This window comes from Streptomyces sp. NPDC033131 (assembly GCF_055578365.1).
In genome coordinates, this window is record NZ_JBVIPA010000038.1 from 43,474 (window position 1) to 62,681 (window position 19,208).

Below are 19,208 nucleotides of genomic sequence, written 5' to 3' on the forward strand. Positions count from 1 at the left end.
ATGTCCCGCGATCACGTGCAGTCCGCCGAGCGTTCCGATGCCGCCTCCGCAGCGGCCGGCGACGCTTCGGCGCCGTTCCTGGAACTGCTGGCCCGCGGCGCGTCCGCCGACGCCTACGAGCGGCCGGTGCTGCTCGCCCGCGCCGAGGGCCGGCCGGCCGAGCAGGTCGCCGCGCTCGAACAGGCCAAGCTGACCGCGCTGCGGGTGCGCGCTGAGCTGGAAGGGCGGCGCCGACGGGAGGCCGAGTTGTCGGCGCTCTTCGAGACCGCCCACGACCTGGCCGGGCTGCGCGACCTGGATGCGGTGCTGCAGGCGATCGTGCAGCGCGCCCGGTCGCTGCTCGGCACCGACGTCGCCTACCTGAGCCTGAACGACCCGGTGCGGGGCGACACCTACATGCGGGTCACCGAGGGCTCGGTCGCGGCCCGCTTCCAGCAGTTGCGGCTCGGTATGGGGGAGGGGCTGGGCGGCCTCGTCGCCCAGACCGCCCGCCCGTACGTCACCGACGACTACTTCCAGGACGACCGCTTCCAGCACACCCACGCCATCGACGGGGGCGTGCGGGACGAAGGCCTGGTCGCCATCCTCGGCGTACCCCTGATGCTGGGGCACCACGTCATCGGGGTCCTCTACGCGGCGGACCGCAGAGCACGGGTCTTCGAACGCGAGCAGATCGCCCTGCTCGGCTCCTTCGCCGCACTGGCCGCGGCCGCCATCGACACCGCGAACCTCCTCACCGAGACCCGCTCGGCCCTCGCCGGCCTGGAACGCGCCAACGAGATCATCCGGGACCGCAGCGGGGTCATCGAACGGGCCTCCGACGTCCACGACCGGCTCGCCGAACTCGTGCTGCGCGGCGGCGGCGTCCACGACGTGGCCGCCGCCGTCTCCGAAGTCCTCGACAGCACGGTCGAGTTCACCGAGGCTGCCGCCGCACCCGCGCAGGCCCTGGAGGTGTCCCGGGCCGAGGGACACGCGGTGCGCCACGCGGACGACTGGATCGCCGCCGTGGCCGCGGGCGGCGAACTCCTCGGCGCGCTCGTGCTGCGCGGCCACCCGGGGCTCGACCCGGTCGACCAGCGCACCCTGGAGCGTGCCGCCATGGTCACCTCGCTGCTGCTGCTCGCCCGACGCTCCGCCGCCGAAGCCGAACAGCGCGTGCGGGGCGAACTGCTGGACGACCTGCTCGACGCCCGCGACCGGGACCCGCGCCTGCTGCGCGAGCGCGCCGCCCGGCTGCATGCCGACCTCGACGCCGTGCATGTCGTCCTCGCCGCCCGCCTGGACGGCGCCGCGGCCGACGCCGACCAGGAAGCGGCCGCCCGCAGACGCCTGTGGTCCGCCGCGTCCCACCTCGCCGCCACCCGGCGCGGACTGGCAGCCGCCCGGGAGGGCGGCACCGTCCTGCTGCTGCCCCTGGAACCCGAAGACACCGCGACGGAGCTGGCCCGCCGCACCGCCCGCCATCTGGGCACCGCCGTGTACGAGGCGGTCACGGTCGGGGCCTCCGCCCCGGTCGAGGACCTCGCAGCCAACCCGGACGCCGTGGCCGCCGCCTACGAGGAAGGCCGGCGCTGTCTCGACGCCCTGCGCCTGCTCGGCCGCGCCGGGGACGGGGCCGCCGCGGAGGACTTCGGCTTCCTCGGGCTGCTGCTCGCCGGGGACCGGGACATCGCCGGCTTCGTCGACCGCACCATCGGGCAGGTCGTCGCCTACGACGAACGGCGCGGCACCGACCTCGTGCGCACACTCGACTCGTACTTCGCCTGCGGGATGAGCCCGGCTCGTACGAAGGACGAGCTGCACGTCCACGTGAACACGGTCGCCCAGCGTCTGGAACGGGTCGGCCGTCTCCTCGGCGACGACTGGCAGAGCCCCGCGCGTGCCCTGGAGATACAACTCGCCCTGCGTCTGCACCGGTTGTCGGGTTCCGCAGAGCACTGACCCCCGTACGCACGGGCGTACGGGGGCCGGTTCCGAGTGGGTCAGACGGTACGGGCGCCCGCGGTCCGGGCCGGTGCGGGCTCCGCGTCGGCCGCGGGCTCGACGTCCGCCAGGTCCCGGTGGCGGGTCTCCTTGGCGATGCCCACGGCGACGACCGTCAGAACGACCGCGCCGATGACGTACAGCGCGATGGGCGTGGAACTCCCGTAGTCGGACAGCAGGGCCGTGGCGATCAGCGGTGCGGGCGCGCCCGCCGCGACCGAGGCGAACTGGGCGCCGATGGAGGCGCCGGAGTAGCGCATCCGGGTCGCGAACATCTCGGAGAAGAAGGCGGCCTGGGGCGCGTACATCGCGCCGTGCAGCACCAGGCCCACCGTCACCGCCAGGATCATGTTGCCGAAGCCACCGGTGTCGATGAGCGCGAAGAACGGGAACATCCACAGACCGACGCCGACCGCGCCCAGCAGGTACACGGGACGGCGGCCGATCCGGTCCGACAGCGCGCCCCAGCCGGGGATCACCGCGAAGTGCACGGCCGAGGCGATGAGCACCGAGTTGAGCGCGGTCTGCTTGGAGACGCCGGCCGAGGTCGTGGCGTAGACGAGGATGAACGCGGTGATCACGTAGTAGCTGATGTTCTCCGCCATGCGCGCGCCCATCGCCACCAGGACGTCCCGCCAGTGGTGACGCAGTACGGCGACGACCGGCAGCTTCTCGGCGTCGCCGGACCCTGCCGTGTGGCGGGCCTCGGCCTGTGCCAGCGCCTGCTTGAACACCGGTGATTCATCGACAGACAGACGAATCCACAAACCGACCATCACCAGGACACCGGAGAGCAGGAACGGTATCCGCCAGCCCCAGCTGCCGAACGCGGAGTCCGACAGGACGGCGGTCAGCAGGGACAGCACGCCGGTCGCGAGAAGCTGCCCGGCGGGCGCCCCGGTCTGTGGCCACGACGCCCAGAAGCCGCGCCGACGCGCGTCCCCGTGCTCGGACACCAGCAGCACCGCCCCGCCCCACTCACCGCCCAGCGCGAAGCCCTGCACCAGACGCAGCACGGTCAGCAGCACGGGAGCTGCCGTTCCGATCGTCGCGTGCGTGGGCAGCAGACCGATCGCGAAGGTCGCCCCGCCCATCATCAACAGGCTGAGCACCAGCAGCTTCTTGCGCCCCAGCCGGTCGCCGTAGTGCCCGAAGACAAGGGCACCCAACGGCCGCGCCGCGAAGCCCACGGCGTACGTCAGGAACGACAGCAGCGTGCCGACCAGCGGGTCGGAGCCCGGGAAGAACAGCTTGTTGAAGACGAGGGCCGCGGCGGAACCGTAGAGAAAGAAGTCGTACCACTCGATGGTGGTGCCGATGAGGCTGGCGGCGACGATGCGCTTGAGACTGGCGGGGGTTTCCGGGGATGGGGGAGCGGTCGCGGGGGAGGACATCGGTACCACTTCCTGGCGGTTGGCGGGGACGTGTTCGTTGTCGCCATACCGTAGGAATCCGCAGAACAGCGGCACATGTGGTGGGGCACCATAGTTCTCTGTGCGGGGGTGCGTGCGAGCACCATGACGGCGTCACCGGAGCCTCTACGAGAGCCCAAACCAAGCCACGATGTCCTATGTGGAGATCGGGCAGGTGGCCGTCCTCGGCCCACTGGACGAGCGGAGGAGGCGAGTCAGCCTATCGCTGGGCCTTCGACCAGATCGGCGGCCATCGACAGTGACGGCCACTGCCCGACAACGGGTGATGACCGACCCCTGAGCGCCTTGACGTGCGGGCGGGCCGAGGGGCTGTGAGCAGAGTGTGTCCAGGCTTGAGTTCCATCGTGGTTCCGGCAGCGCAATGCCGGGGGTACCGGGCAGACATTGCGAGGTAACGGTCCGCTGGTCCTCTCGATATGAGCGCATCGAGAGGAAGGCACGGCATGGCGGGTAAGTTTCATCTGGGATGGTTTCTGAACTTCGTCGCGGACGAATGGAACGGGAACTGGGGCGACGGCGGACGGGACTTCACCGGTGACTTCTACGTCGAGATGGCCAGGGATCTGGAGCGGGCCAAATTCGATTACGTGCTGATCGAGGACAAGCTGATGGTGTCGACGGCTTTCGGCGGCACGATGGAGCACGACCTCAAGCACGGGGTGAACCCCAAGCATGACCCGGTTCCGCTCGCCCTGCTGATGGGCAATGCCACGACTCGCCTGGGCGTCATCCCGACGATGTCAACCAGCTTCTACCCACCGTTCCTGCTGGCCCGGCTGTCCAGCACCATCGACCACATCACCAAGGGACGGTTCGGCTGGAACGTCGTGACGTCGGGCGAGGACCGGGCCGCGCAGAACTTCGGCCTCGACAAGCTCTACGAGCACGACGAGCGCTACGTCCGTGCCAGCGAGTACCTCGAGCTTGTCAGCAGGCTCTGGGAGTCGTGGGAGCCGGACGCGATCGTGCGCGACTACGCGACCGGTACGTACGCCGACCACACGAAGGTCCACACGATCGACTTCGAAGGCAAGTTCTTCAGGTCTCGAGGGCCGCTGAACACCGCGCCGTCCCCGCAGCACCGCCCCTCGATCGCGCAGGCCGGTGCGTCTCCGCCGGGGCGCGAGCTCGCGGCGCAGCACGCCGACACGATCGTCGCTCCGTCGGACGGCGTCGAGGCGATGAAGGCCTACCGCGACGACATCCACGCCCGGATGCGCGCCCATGGCCGCGATCCCGCGCACTGCAAGGTGCTCTACATCGTCGCCCCGATCGTCGCCGACACGAGGGAGGAGGCGCTGGCCAAGCGGGAGCGGTGGTTCAACGACCCGCGCTACATCGAGTACATGCTGGCCGAGATCTCGTCCATCACCGAGATCGACTTCGCCCAGTTCGACCTCGACAAGCCGCTGCCGGAGGTGTGGACGAACGGCGAACGCGGCGCGCTGAACAGCTTCATCTCCCGCGGCAAGGACAAGACGCTGCGCGAGCTGGTCACGGGCAGCGGCCTGAGCGGCAACGTCCAGTTCACCGGCACGCCCGAGGAGGTCGCCGCGGAGATGGCCGCGGTGATGGACGAGGTCGGCGGTGACGGATTCCTCATCACCAGCCCGGTGATGCGGCTCAACCGGCGCTACGTCACCGAGATCACCGACGGGCTGATACCCGCGTTGCAGAAAATGGGCCGCACTCGGCAGGAGTACACGACCACCATGCTGCGCGAGCACCTGCGGGAGTTCTGACATTGTCGGCAAGCAGTTCCACATGGGCTGGTTCATGAACTTCACGACGAACGAGTGGAACACGCCGTTCGGCAACGACGGCATGCCCTGGCACGGGCCCTGGCTGCTCGGATCCAGTGCCGAGAGTGCCGTCCTGGCCGGCCGGCTCGGCATGCGGTACTGCTTCGCCGCGTTCCTCAATCCGCTGGACGCGCCGTCGGTCCTGTCGATCTACCGCTCGGCGTTGCGCCGTCTTCCGGCGGGGCGGTGCCGTACGAGATGCTCGCCGTCAGCGCGGTCTGCGCCCCGACCGACGAAGAGGCCGACCTGCTGCGCGCGGGCGCCGAACTGCCCGCCGTGTCGCGGGCCGCGACCCCGCCGCCGACCTGCCCTTGCCGACCCCGCCGCGGGCCCTCGCCGAGCACGGCCACGTTCCGGCACCGGTGGCCGTCAAACCGGGGCAGTGGCCACGCCATCTGCCCGGGTCACCGGAGCGGATACTTGAGCAGCTCGCGCCGATCCGCGCCGAGAGCGGAGCGGAGGAGCTGATGATCTGCGACTTCGTGGGCGATCACACCGCCCGGCTGCGGTCCTACGAACTGCTGCGGGTATTCCGTCACGGTCAGCGTCGGGACGATGCCGATGCTCCGCGTCGCCAGCAGCATGACCGAGGCGAGCACCGCAGGATCGTGCTTGGGCACCGTCATGGCGTTGCTCAGGTAGATCTCCGACGACTGGCCGTAGGCGTCGCAGACGAAGCTGCTGTCCTCGATGATCAGGTAGTCGAAGCAGGCACGCTCCAGGGACCGTGCGAAGTCCTGGTGGAAGTCGGGGCGCATCCAGTCATGCCCACCCGTGCCGTGCCACGGACTGCGCCAGTCGCTGACCCCGAAGCCGTGGCCGAGGAACCATGCGAGGTGGATGCGCTTGTCGCGGGTCATCACGTACCTCCTTGGTTTTACGCCATCGAAGCGGGAGATCGTTTTGGCCGCGTGTCGGGAGTTGGCGTTGGTGATTGCGCCGGTGTCCGGCTGAAGGCTGTGGCGACGTGCCCGCGCAATAGGCCCAGAACCGTAAGGAATCGCCGGGGACATGTCGGCGGGGTCTCCTGGCGCAGGCGGATCTCTGGGGCGTCGAACCGTCGGTGCTCCCACTGCCCAACGTCGGGAGGTGGCCGGTGGGAGTGTCGATCGAGGACGCCGAACGGGGTGCGGTGTGCACGCGCCGGGTGCGATGGTTCCTGCCCTTGATGGCGGCCGCCGGAGTGACGATGAGCTTCACCGCTCCGCTGGAGGTGCTGTTCGGCCGCGAACTCTCGCGAAGCAGCGTGTACATCGGCCTCTTCATGCTGGCATCGGCAGTGGGCGTCATCCTCATGGACGTGTTCGGCACCAGGCTCGTCCCCGGCCTGGACGCCAGGGTCGCCCTCACCATCGGGCTGTCCCTGTTCGGCGTGGCGTCCATCGGGATGGGACTGGCGCACGACAACGTGCCGCTGATGGCGTCCCGGGTCGTGCAGGGCTTCGGCGGCGGGATGATGCTCGGCGCCGGCCTCCAGGCTGCCGTGCGCGTGCGCCCGGCAGCCGGGGAAACCGCCCGCGCCCTGGGGCGGTTCAACGCCGCCTTCCTCTTCGGCGGTGCGGTCGGGTCGCCCGGCGGGCTGCTGCTCGCCGGGATGATCAGCGGCGAAGCGGGCTATCGGATCGCGCTCGTCGTCACCGGTGTCTGCGCGCTGGCAGTCGCCGCCGCGCTCGCCTCGGCGCTGCCGAACCTGGCGCCGCCGCCCGGTATGCCGCCACCGCGGCTCGGCCTGCCTCGATTCGGCAGGTCGACCGGCGGCGGCGCCGCTCTCGTACTGGCGATGTGCGGCGAATTCCTCCGCGGTGGCGTGCTGTTCACCGCTCTTCCGCTCGCGGGCGCGGCACGCCAGTACCCCACCGTCACGATCGCCCTCGCGATCGCGCTCATGTCCGCTTGCGAGATTGCCGTCCTCACCGTGGCGTACCGCCTCATCCGGCGCGTCGGAGTCGTCGCCGTGCTCCTCACCGCGTTCGCGCTGGGAACGGTATGCGCGACCGTCCTCGCCCTCACCTCCGATCTGACGGTCTACCTGGCGATGTCGGTGCTGTTCGGCGTCAGCCTCGCCGGGGCGACCGCGAGCCTTCCTGTGCTGGTGGTCGCGCAGGTCGGCGACTCCTCGGCCGGCCTGGCGAAATTCCGCATCTCGGCCGGCATCGGCGTCCTCGCCGGGACCGTCGGCTGCGCCGTGCTGGGCATGCAGATGGGGATGGCCGCGCTCTTCGGGCTCATCGCCGTCGTCCTGCTGGGCAGCGTGCAGCTCACTCACTTCGTCGGGCGTCGCATGGCCATCACGTAGCCCGCCGGCCCGCGAGGGGCTGGTCACCCGCGGACCCGAGACCGGAACCCGCGAGGCGGGCGCGTGGCTGCTGTTCATCGACGAGCTCAGCCGGGTGGCCCGGTTCGGCGACGAGTCGTCCCGCAGGATCGAGGCGCGCCCACTGGACAGTCCTTCGGACGCCCGCCGATGGTCCGCGACCGGCTGCGGCTGCCGCCCGGACCCTCGGTTCTGATGATCGAGGCTCTGCTGAGGCAGGACGACTCCCCTGGCCAAGGCTCAACGTCAACTACGCGGCGCCCCGGCCCTCGCCGTCCACTGTTTCTCCGCCCCTGACGACCCCGTCGGCACGGTTTTCCAGGTCTTCGGCACCCCCGGCCGGGCCCCGCGGACTGTCACTGGCCGTAACTCGCCCTGTCAGCAGTTGACTTGGCGCCGATGAGCACGCAGGCGATAGACACCGCTCGGTCACCGCGATTGCGCCGGCCGTGGCGGGCCGGGGGACCGCTCGGTTTGTTCGGCGGCCGCACCGGCCGAACGGGTGCGTCGCTCTGCTCGGCGAACGAGCCGAGCAGGTTGCCGAAGGAGCAGAGTTGCCCGAACACGTGGGAGGCTCCGCCGACGCCTGGCCTACGAGGTCGTCCACGAGCCGGAAGTCGCACAGCAGGAATGCGGCTTCCGGCTCGTCGAGTCCGTCTGATGCGTCGCGCGCAGGCGGTGGTACGGCAGGCCGTCGCCGCGTCGAGGTGTTCGGTGAGCGTTCCTTTGGTGGCGACCATGCGCGGTGATCGGCGGGAGGCCGAGTGCCGGCGTTGCCGGGAGACTCAGCGGGGTGGCGAGCCATCCGGGGCGGACGTGAGCGCGGGACCGACCGCCGACCCGAGAGTCCGGATCGGCGGCCCGCTCTCATGCGCTCGATGCGAGCTCGTGGAAGCCGCTGCGGTGGAAGACCATCGGGGGAACGTCGGGATAGATGTCGAGTGCCTCGATCTTCAGCAGCACGATCGCGTGATCGCCTGCCACGACGACCTCGTAGATGGAGCACTCGAGCCACAGCGTGGCGCCGTGCACGAGGACCGCCCCGGTCTCGGTGGCGACCCAGTCGACGCCGGCGAAGCGTTGGCCGTTCTTCGACGCGAGCGACCGCGCCACCGAACCGTGCTCGCCGGCCAGCACACTCACCCCAAGGCGACTCGCCTCGGCCAGCCGCGGCCAGGTGGAGGACGTGTTCGCCACGCAGACGGACACCAGGGCCGGATCCAGCGAGACGGAGGTGAACGAGCTGGCGGCCATCCCCTCCGGGACGCCGTCCACCATCGCGCAGAAGGCGGTCACGCCACTGGGGAAGCAGCCGAACGCCTGCCGGAGCAGGCCGTCGTCGAACCGCATGTCGGATGCCCGGATCACGGCGTCACCACCGCCGGGACGTACTTCCTGGCCGACTCGAGCCAGATGGCCAGGTCCGGCGAGGTCTCGTACTCCGAGTCGATCAGGTACAGGCTCGGCGCGGGGCAGCTGGCTCCGATCTCGACCAGCACCGGACGCAGGGTCAGTTCGGGTGCGAGCGCGTGCTGGAGTCCGGCCCCGAGCATCACGGGGAACGTCGGGATCCCGCCCAGCTCGCCCTGTCCGAACTGGTCGAGAAAAAGCTTGAGGAGACCCGTGTACGTGGCCTTGAACGTCGGTGACGCCACCACGAGCGAGTCGGCACCCAGCACCGCGGCCTTTGCCTCGGCCACCTTCGGGTCACCCCAGCCGAGCAGGCCGGCCCCGAGATCCACCACGTCGATCACCGCGGACGGCGCGCTCCCGCTGAGTTCCCGAGCGATCAACTCGGCGGCAGCCCGGGTACGCGACATCGGCTTGGGGTTACCAACGACAACGACCGTCATATGAGTCCTCCGTAGCAGCGGACGAATGCTGACCCCGTCAGTGAAGGAGCGGCGGATTTCCCGGTCAGGTGTGGGCAGTAAACCTTCCATTGCGCCGCTGCCACCTCGCCGGCCCAAGCGCCTGATCGGCGCAATCGCCTCGGAACGGTCGTGATCTGCCGGTGTCACGCCGCCTGGCTAGCTTCCAGCACGAAGGCCGGCGGCAGGACCGTACGCCGTCCTCGCAGGAAGAGAGCGGGAGGCCGGGTTGCAAGCCAAAAAGTTCCACCTGGGCTGGTTCATGAACGGCTACCGCGTGCACGGCTGGCGGGACCAGTGGATCGGCACGCACAAGTCCGAGGGGATGCTGCCGGACTTCTACGTCGACATGGCGCGCTCCCTGGAACGCGCGTGCTTCGACTACTTCATCCTCGAGGACTCGTCGTTCGTGCCCGACGCCTGGCAGGGCAAGCACGACTTCTACCTGGAGAACGCGTACGCGGTCCCCAAGTTCGACCCGTCGGTCCTGGCCTCGATCCTCACCCAGAACACCTCGCGCCTGGGGATCGTCGCGACGCTGGCGATCACGGAGTACCCCCCGTACCTGCTCGCACGGCTCGTCTCGACGATGGACCACGTCTCCCGGGGCCGGGCCGGGTGGAACATGGTCACCGCGAGCTCGGACCGTGCGGCACAGAACTACGGCCACGACGCCCAGCCGGATCACGACGTCCGCTACGACATGGCCGAGGAGTTCGCCGAGTTGGTCGTCAAGCTCTGGGAGTCCTGGGAGCCCGGTTCCATGGTGGTCGACCAGGACGGCATCTTCGCCGACCCGTCCAAGGTCCACCCGGTGGACTTCGAGGGGACGTTCTACAAGTCACGGGGCCCCATCAACTCGGCCCGCTCCCCGCAGGGCAGGTCGGTCATCGTCCAGGCGGGCGGATCGCCCAAGGGCCGTGCCTTCGCCTCGAAGTACGCCGACTCGATCATCGCCTCGGCGACCACGGTCGAGCAGATGAAGGAGTACCGCGACGACGTCCGGACCCGTGCCGAGGCGCACGGTCGCGACCCGGACTCCGTGAAGGTGCTGTTCCTGGTGTCACCGGTCCTGGGCGAGACCCATCAGGCGGCCGTGGACCGCCGGCAGCTTGCCCAGCAGGAGGCGGCCGCCAACCCGGTGACCCGCCTCGCCGGGATGGGCTACGCCACGGACATCGACTTCTCGGTGTTCGACCTGGACACCCCGATCAAGGATCTGGCGTCCCAGCTGGTGACCAACGGCCACCAGAGCTCGCTGCAGCAGTTCGTCGCCCACAACGGGGACCGCACGCTGCGCGAGGTCGCCGCACAGTCGTCCACCAGCGCCGGACAACGCGTCGAGCTGCTGGGGACGCCGTCCGAAGTCGCCGACCAGATGGGTGACGTCATGGCCACGGTGGGCGGCGACGGGTTCCTGCTCACCCAGGACGTCCTCACGCGGCGCTCCATCAGCGAGGTCTGCGACGGACTGGTGCCCGAGTTGCAGAAGCGCGGGCTGACACGGACCTCGTACTCCTATGAGATGTTCCGCGACAACCTGCTCGAGTTCTGACGTGGCTTCCCCGTCCTGGGGGATGTCCCGAACCCCGGTCGAGCGCGCGGAGATCCAACGCAGGAGCCTGCGCGTGCTCACTCTGGGGCAGGTGGTGGGCGCCGGTGCGCTCGGTGCGGCCGTCACGATCGGCGGCTTCGTGGTCGAGGACATCGTCGGCGTCGCCACACCTTGGGTGGGTCTGTCGACCGCGGCCGTCACCGCGGGCTCGGGAGTCATGGCGCAGGTGCTCGCCCGGGTCATGGCGCTCCGCGGACGGCGGGTCGGCATGCAGCTGGGCTACGCACTCGCCGCCTCGGGAGGTCTTGTCGCGTGTGCCGGCGTGCAGTTCTCGTCCCTCGCGCTCTTCCTGTGCGGCCTCCTGCTGTACGGCGCCGGCTCCGCCACCAACCTGCTCGCCCGGTACGCGGCGACCGACTTGGCCGAGCCGGACCAGCGAAGCCGGGCGATGGGCCGGATCCTCTTCGCGGCCACCTTCGGAGCGATCTTCGGTCCGACTCTCGTCGGACCCGCCCAGGCGCTCGGCCAATCGGTGTTCGGGCTCGACAAGTACGCCGGTCCCTGGCTCCTGAGCTCGTTCTTCTTCTTCTGCGCGATGGTCAACGTGGGCGTGCGGCTACGCCCCGACCCCTTGGCGGTCCGGGCGGAGGGCAATGTCGCGACCGCCGCCGCCCGGTCGATCCGCGTCACCGGCTCACTGCGGGTGATCGCCACCACCCCCGCGGCCCGGCTGGCTCTGCTCTCCATGGTTGTCGCCCAGGCCGTGATGGTCGGCGTGATGGCCATGTCACCGATCGAGATGAAGACGCACCACCACGAGGTGATCATCCCTTTCGTGGTCTCGGCCCACATGGCGGGCATGTTCGCCTTCAGCCCGCTCGTCGGTCGCTTCGCGGACCGCTTCGGGCGGCTCGTGACGATGCGGTACGGCGCGTTCGTGCTCGTTCTCGCCGGCTGCGCAGGGACGGTGGCGGACGACGTCACCATGATGTTCGTCGCGATGTTCACCGTGGGCCTCGGCTGGGCGCTCGTCTTCATCGGCGCCTCGACGCTTCTGGTGGACACCGTCACCTCCGGTGACCGGGTACAGGTCCAGGGCGCGGCGGACTTCGTCACCGCTGTCTCCGGCGGAGTCGCCGGAATTCTGTGCGGGTTCCTGCTCAGCTGGATCGGATTCTCCGCGCTCGCCCTGGGCTCCGCGTGCCTGAGCCTGCTGATCCTCCTCGGGGTGTCCGGTCTGCGGCGACGGGAGAAGACAGCGGTGGGCGTCGGATGACCACGGACGAAGCACGATCCCCGGTACACCCGGCCGACCCGGCGCCGTCGTACTCGTTGCGGGCGCTGTTCCAGGTCCCCGGCTACCGCTACCTCTGCGTGAGCTCCTTCGTCTGGCACACCACGCGGTGGGGCGGCCTGTTCACCACGAGCTACCTGCTGGCCCAGATGTCCGGGTCGCCCATCCTCAACCAGGTGGTCGGCGCGCTCGTCTTCCTCCCGATGCTCATCGGGGGCTTCGTGGCGGGGGTGATCAGCGACCGACTTGACCGCCGCAAGCTCGTCCGTCGCGTCCAGTTGGTGCTGATCCCGGTCCAGTTCGCGATGTTCGGACTCGTACAGTCCGGACGGGTCGAGGTCTGGATGACCCTTCCCTTCATGTTCGCGCTGGGAATCGGGGGGCTGGTGAACATGACCGCGCAGCGCCCCCTCATCTACGAGACCGTCGGTCCGCGTTTCGCCGGGCAGGCGATGACGATCGAGTCCACCGCACAGGCGGGGTCGGCCATGTTCGGCACGCTCGCCGGTGGTGCGCTCATCGACCACGTGGGCATGGGAGCGGGATTCGCCGGGATGGGCGTGCTGCTCTGCGTTTCGGCGGCCTTGCTGCGGCTGGTTCCCAGTCCTCGCTACGCCACCCCGGGCGACCCCGGTGCGCGCGTGTCGATCGTCAAGCAGGCCGCCGCCAGCATCAGGCTCGCCCGGCGCAGCAGGCGCCTGCTGGCCACTTTGGGTGTGACCGTGGCGATGAACCTGTTCATGTTCGGCTACGTTCCGCTGGTACCTCTCGTGGCCGCTGAGTTCTCCGCCGACGCCGTGCTCGCCGGCGCCCTGGGCGCCGCTGCGGGCGGCGGTCAGATCCTCTGCGGAATCGTCCTGAGCACCCGGCCCCTCCTGAGGCGCGGACTGGTCTTCGCGGTCGGCTCGATGGTCGCTCTGCTCGGGCTGTTCTGCTTCTCCACCGCGCCCATATTCCAACTCGCGTTCATCGCGTTGTTCGTGGCCGGGATGGGACAGGCCGCGTTCGGGTCCATGCAGAGTCTCCTCGCGATCGAGTCCGCACACGACACCGAACGTGGCGTCGCCCTGGGGGTGCTCAGTACCGCGATCGGCGCGATGCCGATAGGAATGGTGCTGATCGGGGCGGGTGCCGAACTGCTCGGCACCAGGAACGCCCTGATGCTGTCGTCGCTGATCGGGATGGCGGCGGTGCTGACGGTCGTCCTGCGCCTGCGCGACCTGCTGTCGGCCGCCCCGGAGACCGCTCTCCGCCCTGCTCCCGGGACCTGAGTACGCCTTCCTCCGCGACGGCACAGAGGGCGTGCCGGAGCCCGCATCGTGACGCGTGCCCCTGGCCCTTTGTGACGCGCACCTCTGGCCTTCCGAGTGCCCTTATGGCTTCGGCCGCTCCGTGACCGAAACACCATCTGTTACGAACCAGGCGCAATAGGAAGGCCACGATGACGACGCTGCGGTGTCACACACCGCCGCTTTGATCTGGCGAACAGCGTGGAGACGAGCCGAACGCCTCGCCTCATCCCTCACCGCACTGTCCAAGTTGCTTCGTGAGTCCCCGCCGTAGGAGGCGTCCGTGCCCACCAAGACCGAAGCCCAGCACAGACCGGAACCGCGCACCCAGCTGAGCCGTCGCAGCCTGCTCAAGGCAGCCGGCATCACGCTCGGCAGCGTCAGCCTGATGAGCCTGCTCGAGGCATGTGGCACCGATGAGGCCAGCGAGGACGGCGCGGGCAACCTCACCCTGCGCATGCCGTTCCTGCAGGACATGCAGGTCCCCGACCCGGACATCATGTACGAGGGCGAGGGCGTGCAGGTCATGCACGCGTGCTACGACGGCCTCGTCACCTACAAGTCCGGCACGTCCGAGATAATCCCGCAGCTGGCGGACTCCTGGACGGTCTCCGACGACCAGCTGACCTACACCTTCAAGCTGAAGCCGGACGTCACGTTCCACGACGGGACACCCGCCGACGCCGAGGCGTGGTTGAAGAGCTTCAAGCGTCGGGCCGGGGTCAAACAGGGACCTGCCTACATGGTGGAGGGGATCGAGAAGGCCACGGCGAAGGACGCGACCACCCTCGTCATCAAGCTCAAGGAGCCCAACAACGCCTTCCTCCACTACGCGGCCTGCCCGTGGAAGATGCTGGTGACCAGCCCGACGGCGGTCACCAAGAACGCGGTGGGCGGCGACCTGGCCCAGACGTGGCTCAAGACCCACGACGCGGGCACCGGTCCTTATGTCATGAAGGAGTTCGTGCCGGGGAGCCACTACGTCCTGGAGCGATTCGACGGCTACTGGGGCGCGCAGCCCTATTTCAAGACGATCCGGATCCAGATCACCCCCGAGATCGCCACCCAGAAGCTCCAGCTGGACCAGGGCGCGTTCAATCTGGTCAGCCACGGGTTCGCCATCGCCGACGTGCTCAGCTACCGGAAGAACAAGAAGTTCGCGGTCGCCACGAACCTCGGCGCGTCGATGATGTCGCTCTACATGAACCCCGGCGCGGGCATGTTCAAGGACAAGTCCCTGCGGCAGGCGATGATGACCGCCATCGACCGCGCCACTGCGGTCGAGACGTCCTTCAAGGGGCTCACCACGGTCCAGGAGAACTTCTGGCCGGAGAACATGTTCCCCAAGGGGCTCGCACCCTTCGACCCGGAGGTCGACCTCGCTCCGCTGACCAAGAAGATCGCCTCACTGTCGAACAAGAAGATCGACTTCGCCTGGGTGTCGTCCAACGGCGCGCCGGCCCAGCAGATGGCCGAGCTGATCCAGACCCAGCTCGCCCCGACCGGGCTGGAGATCACCATCCGGGCGATGCCCTCGGCGGAGTGGTTCGACCTGTGCAACCAGCCGGCCGAGAAGCGGCCGGACCTACTCCTGGGGACGATGGGCGGTGACGCGCTGCACCTGGACACCGCGCTGCGGATCTTCCTGCGCACCGGCGCGAAGCCGCTGAACGCGTTCCAGTACGGCAACCCCAAGGTGGACGCACTCATGGACGAGGCGATCACCAAGGGCACCGAGGACAAGACCAACGACGTCTACCTGAAGATCACCGACATCATCGCGGACGAGGCCCTGTGGGTCCCGTTGTGCCGTATCCCGCAGAACTTCGTCACCCACTCCGACCTCGCGGGGATCGAGCTCGATTCGTATCTCCCCTACGTCTTCAACCCGGCCAAGATCAAACGGGTCTGAGCCGGTGACGGCTGCCCGTTGAAATCGCCTCCCGCGACCCGGAACTCAGGTTCAGACAGGCTGAGTTGGACCTGTTCTCAGTCCCGAGGAGACCGGCGAGGTCCGTGAGGAAACGAGCGAGGTCCGGCTCGACGAAGCGCCTGATCTCCTTCTGCCCGCGACCGACAAGTCATCTTGCGCACGTACCTGGAGGGGCTGGAGCAGAACTCCTACCTCACCGACACCGTCACCACCACCAGGCTGAGGAGGGCATCAACCATGACCAGCACCAGCACTCCCGGGAACAGCGCCGCGGCACTCGCCGAACCACCGACCGCGTCACGCGCTCGGGTGGAGGACCTCACGGTCACCTTCAGGCGTCGAGGAGTGCCCGTCCACTCCCTGCGCGGCGTCACCCTGGACATCGCCCCCGGCGAGATCCTCGCCGTCGTCGGTGAGTCCGGCTCGGGCAAGAGCGTGATGGCGCTGGCCCTCCTCGGGCTGCTCGCCGGGGACCCGATGCCCGTCGTCACCGGAAAGGCCGAGGTCTGCGGCGTCGACATGGTGTCCGCGTCGGACGAGGAGCGGCGCCGCATGCGCAAGCTGCACCTCGGGGCGGTGTTCCAGGACCCCATGACCTCGCTCAACCCCACGATGCGCATCGGCCGCCAGGTGGTGGAGGCGGCCGGGTCCGAGGAGGAGGCGCTGCGGCTTCTCGACCTCGTCGGCGTCCCGGACCCCAAGCGGCGGATGAAGGCGTTCCCCCACGAACTGTCGGGTGGGCTCAGGCAGCGCGTGATGATCGCCATGGCGGTCGCAGGCAAGCCCGACCTGGTGATCGCCGACGAGCCGACCACGGCACTCGACGTGACGGTGCAGGCACAGGTTCTCGCCCTCATCCGCGACCTCTGCGACAAGCTCGGCACCTCCTTCATCCTGGTCACGCACGACATCGGCGTGGCCTCGCAGGTGGCCGACCGGATCGCGGTCATGTACGGCGGTCGGGTGGCCGAGATCGGAAAGACGGAGGAGGTCCTGCGAGCACCGTCACATCCCTACACCGTGGGCCTGCTGAACGCCCGGCTGGATCTCGACCTGCCGACCGGCCGACCGATTCCGGCGCTCCCTGGTGAACCGCCGGATCCTCGGGCACATCCACAGGGCTGCGCCTTCGCGCCGAGGTGCTCGGCGGCGGTCCATGACTGCGCCGAGGTTCTGCCGGTGCCGACCCCCGCGGCCACGCACTCGGGCGTGGCGGCCTGCATCGTTCCCGGAGCGACGAGCCAAGAGGCGATACTCGCCGCCGCACCGTCGTTCCGGTCCATGGCCGAGGTCGACGACACCGCTCCCGCATTGCGGATCAATGGCGTCGACAAGCACTTCACGGTCAGACGCGGGCTGCTCAAGAAGGACGAACTCCACGCGTTGCGCAACGTGATTCTCGAGATCGCTCCCGGCGAGTCGATGGCCGTCGTGGGCGAGTCCGGGTCGGGGAAGTCGACGCTGCTCCGCGTCGTCGCGGGGCTGATGGCGCCCGACGGCGGGGATGTCGAGCGACCCGGCGGCCGGCCTCAAATGGTGTTCCAGGACGCCGGTGCCTCGCTCACGCCCTGGCTGACCGTGGGCGAGATCGTGGGCGAGCGGCTGCTCAAGGAGAACAACAGGGCAGACCGCCGGGAGCTGGTCGACCGGGCACTGCGCCAGGTGGGGCTTCCCCCGGATGTGGCCGGCATCAAGGCGGGCCTGCTCTCGGGCGGTCAGCGCCAGCGGGTGGCGTTCGCCAGGGCCGTCATCGTCCCTCCGAAGCTGCTGCTGTGCGACGAGCCCACCTCCGCTCTGGACGCTTCCTTGGCCGCCTCCGTACTCAACCTGCTTCAGGACCTGCGGCGCGAGCTCGGGATGGCCGTCATGTTCGTCACCCATGATCTGGCCGCCGCGCGCTTCATCTCCGACCGCACCGCGGTGATGTACCTCGGGCAGATCGTCGAACTGGGGCCGACCGAGGAGGTCATCAGCTCCCCCAAACACCCTTACACCAAAGCCCTGCTGGCCGCGATCCCCACCCCTGGGGCCGCTCCGGTGCGACTGCCGGGCGAGCCGGCGAGCCCGCTCTCCGTGCCGTCGGGTTGCTCGTTCCACCCGCGCTGCCGCGAGCGGATCGACCGATGCTCCACCGAGGCACCGTTTCTCTACTCCATCGACGGCGTCGGGGGCCGGGAGGCCTCGTGTCATCTCCTCAGCGTTCCCGCGAACCAGGGATGACCAGGCGCGGTTCACCCCGTCCGCCGAGGGGCGGACCACGGTCGCAGCGGCGCAATGCGAGTGCCATGACGGCGCATTCGTCGTGACACCGGCGCTGGATGTCATGGGTTCACCACGGACCAAGGCACGCATCGGAGCGGTGCCGACCTGCCCGGCGATCTCGTTCGCGGAGGCAGCAGGAGAGGCAGGACAAGGCAGATGACGATGTTCCACCTGGGTTGGTTCATGAACTTCACGCCGCCGGACTGGCAGTCCGAGTCGGCTTCCCCGGACGTGAGGAACTGGGCCAACGGCAAGTTCCACGTCGACATGGCCCGGTCGATGGAGCGGGCGTGTTTCGACTTCATGATGATCGAGGACACCGTGATGGTGGCCGACGCGTACGGCGGCACCATGGAGGGGTCGCTGAAGAACGCCGTCTTCGCGCCGAAGCAGGACCCGATCCCGCTGGCCGTCATGGTCGCCGCCAACACATCAAAAATGGGCGTGGTGGCCACCATGTCCACCTCGTTCTACCCGCCGTATCTGCTGGCCCGTGCCTGTTCCACTGTCGACTCGATCGCCGAGGGGCGGTTCGGCTGGAACATCGTCTCCTCGGCCGAGGACCGCGCCGCGCAGAACTTCGGGCTTGAGGGTCTTCCCGAGCACGACGAGCGTTACAACGTCGCCGAGGAGTACTTCGACGTCGTCAACCGGCTGTGGGATTCCTGGGATCCTGACGCGGTCGTCATGGACCGTGAGACCAACACCTTCGCCGATTACCGCAAGGTCCGCACCATCGACTTCGAGGGCAAGTACTTCAAGTCCCGTGGCCCGCTCAACACCGTGCCCTCGCCTCAGCATCGGCCCGCGTTCTTCCAGGCCGGGGCCTCTCCCCGGGGCCGTGCCTTCGCCGCGGGCGCGGCCGACGCGATCATCGCGGTCGGTACCGGCACCGCGGGCATGAAGGAGTACCGCGACGACATCCGGGCGCGTGCCGAAGCGGCCGGCCGCGACCCCGACGAGATCAAGCTCCTCTTCGTCGTCTCTCCCACCATCGCCGCCACCGAAGCCGAAGCGACCGCCGCTCATCAACGCTTCGGCCAGTCGGATCTGTTCGTGGAGAAGGCGCTCGTGGGCATCTCGTCGAACACCGAGATCGACTTCAAGCAGTTCGACCTGGACGAGCCGCTCCCCGAGGGTCTGACCACCAACGGCGAACGAGGATCCCTCGAACACTTCAAGCGCGGCGACGGCACTCCAGGCCCCAAGACCCTGCGTCAACTCGCGGTCGCGGCAAGCTCGTTCGGCCTGGAGTTCATCGGCACTCCCGAACAGGTCGCCGACCAGATGCAGGCCGTGATGGAGCAGGTCGGCGGCGACGGCTTCCTCATCCACCGCAGGGGCCTGACACGCAAATACATCAACGACATCTGCGACGGCCTCGTCCCCGAACTCCAACGACGTGGGCTGACCCGCACCGAGTACACCGGGTCCACCTTGCGCGAGACCCTCGGCGAGTTCTGAAAGGC

Annotated in this window: 13 protein-coding genes; 9 read left to right on the plus strand and 4 right to left on the minus strand. The window is 69.0% G+C overall.

Annotation, left to right across the window (positions count from 1 at the left end):
* Positions 1-1,944 carry a helix-turn-helix domain-containing protein gene (locus ACZ5XS_RS35420; RefSeq protein ID WP_468658363.1) on the plus strand — a complete coding sequence of 648 codons (1,944 nt, stop codon included), beginning with the start codon at positions 1-3 and terminating at the stop codon, positions 1,942-1,944.
* A gap of 41 nt (positions 1,945-1,985) precedes the next feature.
* Here the strand turns inward: ACZ5XS_RS35420 and ACZ5XS_RS35425 are convergent, their stop codons facing one another.
* Positions 1,986-3,380 carry an MFS transporter gene (locus tag ACZ5XS_RS35425; RefSeq protein WP_468658365.1) on the minus strand — a complete coding sequence of 465 codons (1,395 nt, stop codon included), beginning with the start codon at positions 3,378-3,380 and terminating at the stop codon, positions 1,986-1,988.
* 482 nt (positions 3,381-3,862) lie between these two features.
* Here ACZ5XS_RS35425 and ACZ5XS_RS35430 point away from each other — a divergent pair, with 482 nt between their 5' ends.
* Complete coding sequence (locus tag ACZ5XS_RS35430) at positions 3,863-5,161, plus strand: NtaA/DmoA family FMN-dependent monooxygenase (protein ID WP_468658367.1); 1,299 nt, start codon at positions 3,863-3,865, stop codon at positions 5,159-5,161.
* Positions 5,162-5,625: 464 nt separating this feature from the next.
* Here the strand turns inward: ACZ5XS_RS35430 and ACZ5XS_RS35435 are convergent, their stop codons facing one another.
* Entirely contained in the window at positions 5,626-6,081 is a 456-nt protein-coding gene (locus ACZ5XS_RS35435; protein ID WP_468658369.1) for a hypothetical protein, read from the minus strand.
* Positions 6,082-6,323: 242 nt separating this feature from the next.
* Here ACZ5XS_RS35435 and ACZ5XS_RS35440 point away from each other — a divergent pair, with 242 nt between their 5' ends.
* Positions 6,324-7,517 (plus strand): MFS transporter, encoded by a 1,194-nt coding sequence (locus ACZ5XS_RS35440; protein WP_468658371.1) that lies wholly within the window; start codon positions 6,324-6,326, stop codon positions 7,515-7,517.
* A gap of 885 nt (positions 7,518-8,402) precedes the next feature.
* Here the strand turns inward: ACZ5XS_RS35440 and ACZ5XS_RS35445 are convergent.
* Both ACZ5XS_RS35445 and ACZ5XS_RS35450 read right to left on the minus strand, forming a co-directional pair.
* A complete protein-coding gene (locus ACZ5XS_RS35445) occupies positions 8,403-8,903 on the minus strand; it encodes a flavin reductase family protein (protein ID WP_307672832.1) in 501 nt (166 codons plus the stop codon).
* Positions 8,900-9,478 carry an NADPH-dependent FMN reductase gene (locus tag ACZ5XS_RS35450; protein WP_468658447.1) on the minus strand — a complete coding sequence of 193 codons (579 nt, stop codon included), beginning with the start codon at positions 9,476-9,478 and terminating at the stop codon, positions 8,900-8,902. Before ACZ5XS_RS35450 ends, ACZ5XS_RS35445 begins: the two co-directional genes overlap by 4 nt.
* A gap of 157 nt (positions 9,479-9,635) precedes the next feature.
* On the opposite strand from ACZ5XS_RS35450, the gene ACZ5XS_RS35455 reads away from it, so the two are divergent.
* The 6 genes from ACZ5XS_RS35455 to ACZ5XS_RS35480 all read left to right on the plus strand — a co-directional run bounded on the left by ACZ5XS_RS35455 (position 9,636) and on the right by ACZ5XS_RS35480 (position 19,203).
* A complete protein-coding gene (locus ACZ5XS_RS35455) occupies positions 9,636-10,961 on the plus strand; it encodes an NtaA/DmoA family FMN-dependent monooxygenase (protein ID WP_468658373.1) in 1,326 nt (441 codons plus the stop codon).
* 73 nt (positions 10,962-11,034) lie between these two features.
* Positions 11,035-12,237 (plus strand): MFS transporter, encoded by a 1,203-nt coding sequence (locus tag ACZ5XS_RS35460; RefSeq protein ID WP_468658375.1) that lies wholly within the window; start codon positions 11,035-11,037, stop codon positions 12,235-12,237.
* On the plus strand, positions 12,234-13,526 hold the full coding sequence (locus ACZ5XS_RS35465; protein ID WP_468658377.1) for an MFS transporter: 1,293 nt from the start codon (positions 12,234-12,236) through the stop codon (positions 13,524-13,526). Before ACZ5XS_RS35460 ends, ACZ5XS_RS35465 begins: the two co-directional genes overlap by 4 nt.
* 301 nt (positions 13,527-13,827) lie before the next feature.
* A complete protein-coding gene (locus ACZ5XS_RS35470; RefSeq protein WP_468658379.1) occupies positions 13,828-15,456 on the plus strand; it encodes an ABC transporter substrate-binding protein in 1,629 nt (542 codons plus the stop codon).
* Positions 15,457-15,714: 258 nt separating this feature from the next.
* Positions 15,715-17,697, plus strand: coding sequence for a dipeptide ABC transporter ATP-binding protein (locus ACZ5XS_RS35475; RefSeq protein WP_468658381.1), 1,983 nt, complete (start codon positions 15,715-15,717; stop codon positions 17,695-17,697).
* Between the two features lie 198 nt (positions 17,698-17,895).
* A complete protein-coding gene (locus ACZ5XS_RS35480; protein WP_468658383.1) occupies positions 17,896-19,203 on the plus strand; it encodes an NtaA/DmoA family FMN-dependent monooxygenase in 1,308 nt (435 codons plus the stop codon).
* The last annotated feature ends 5 nt before the right edge of the window (positions 19,204-19,208 follow it).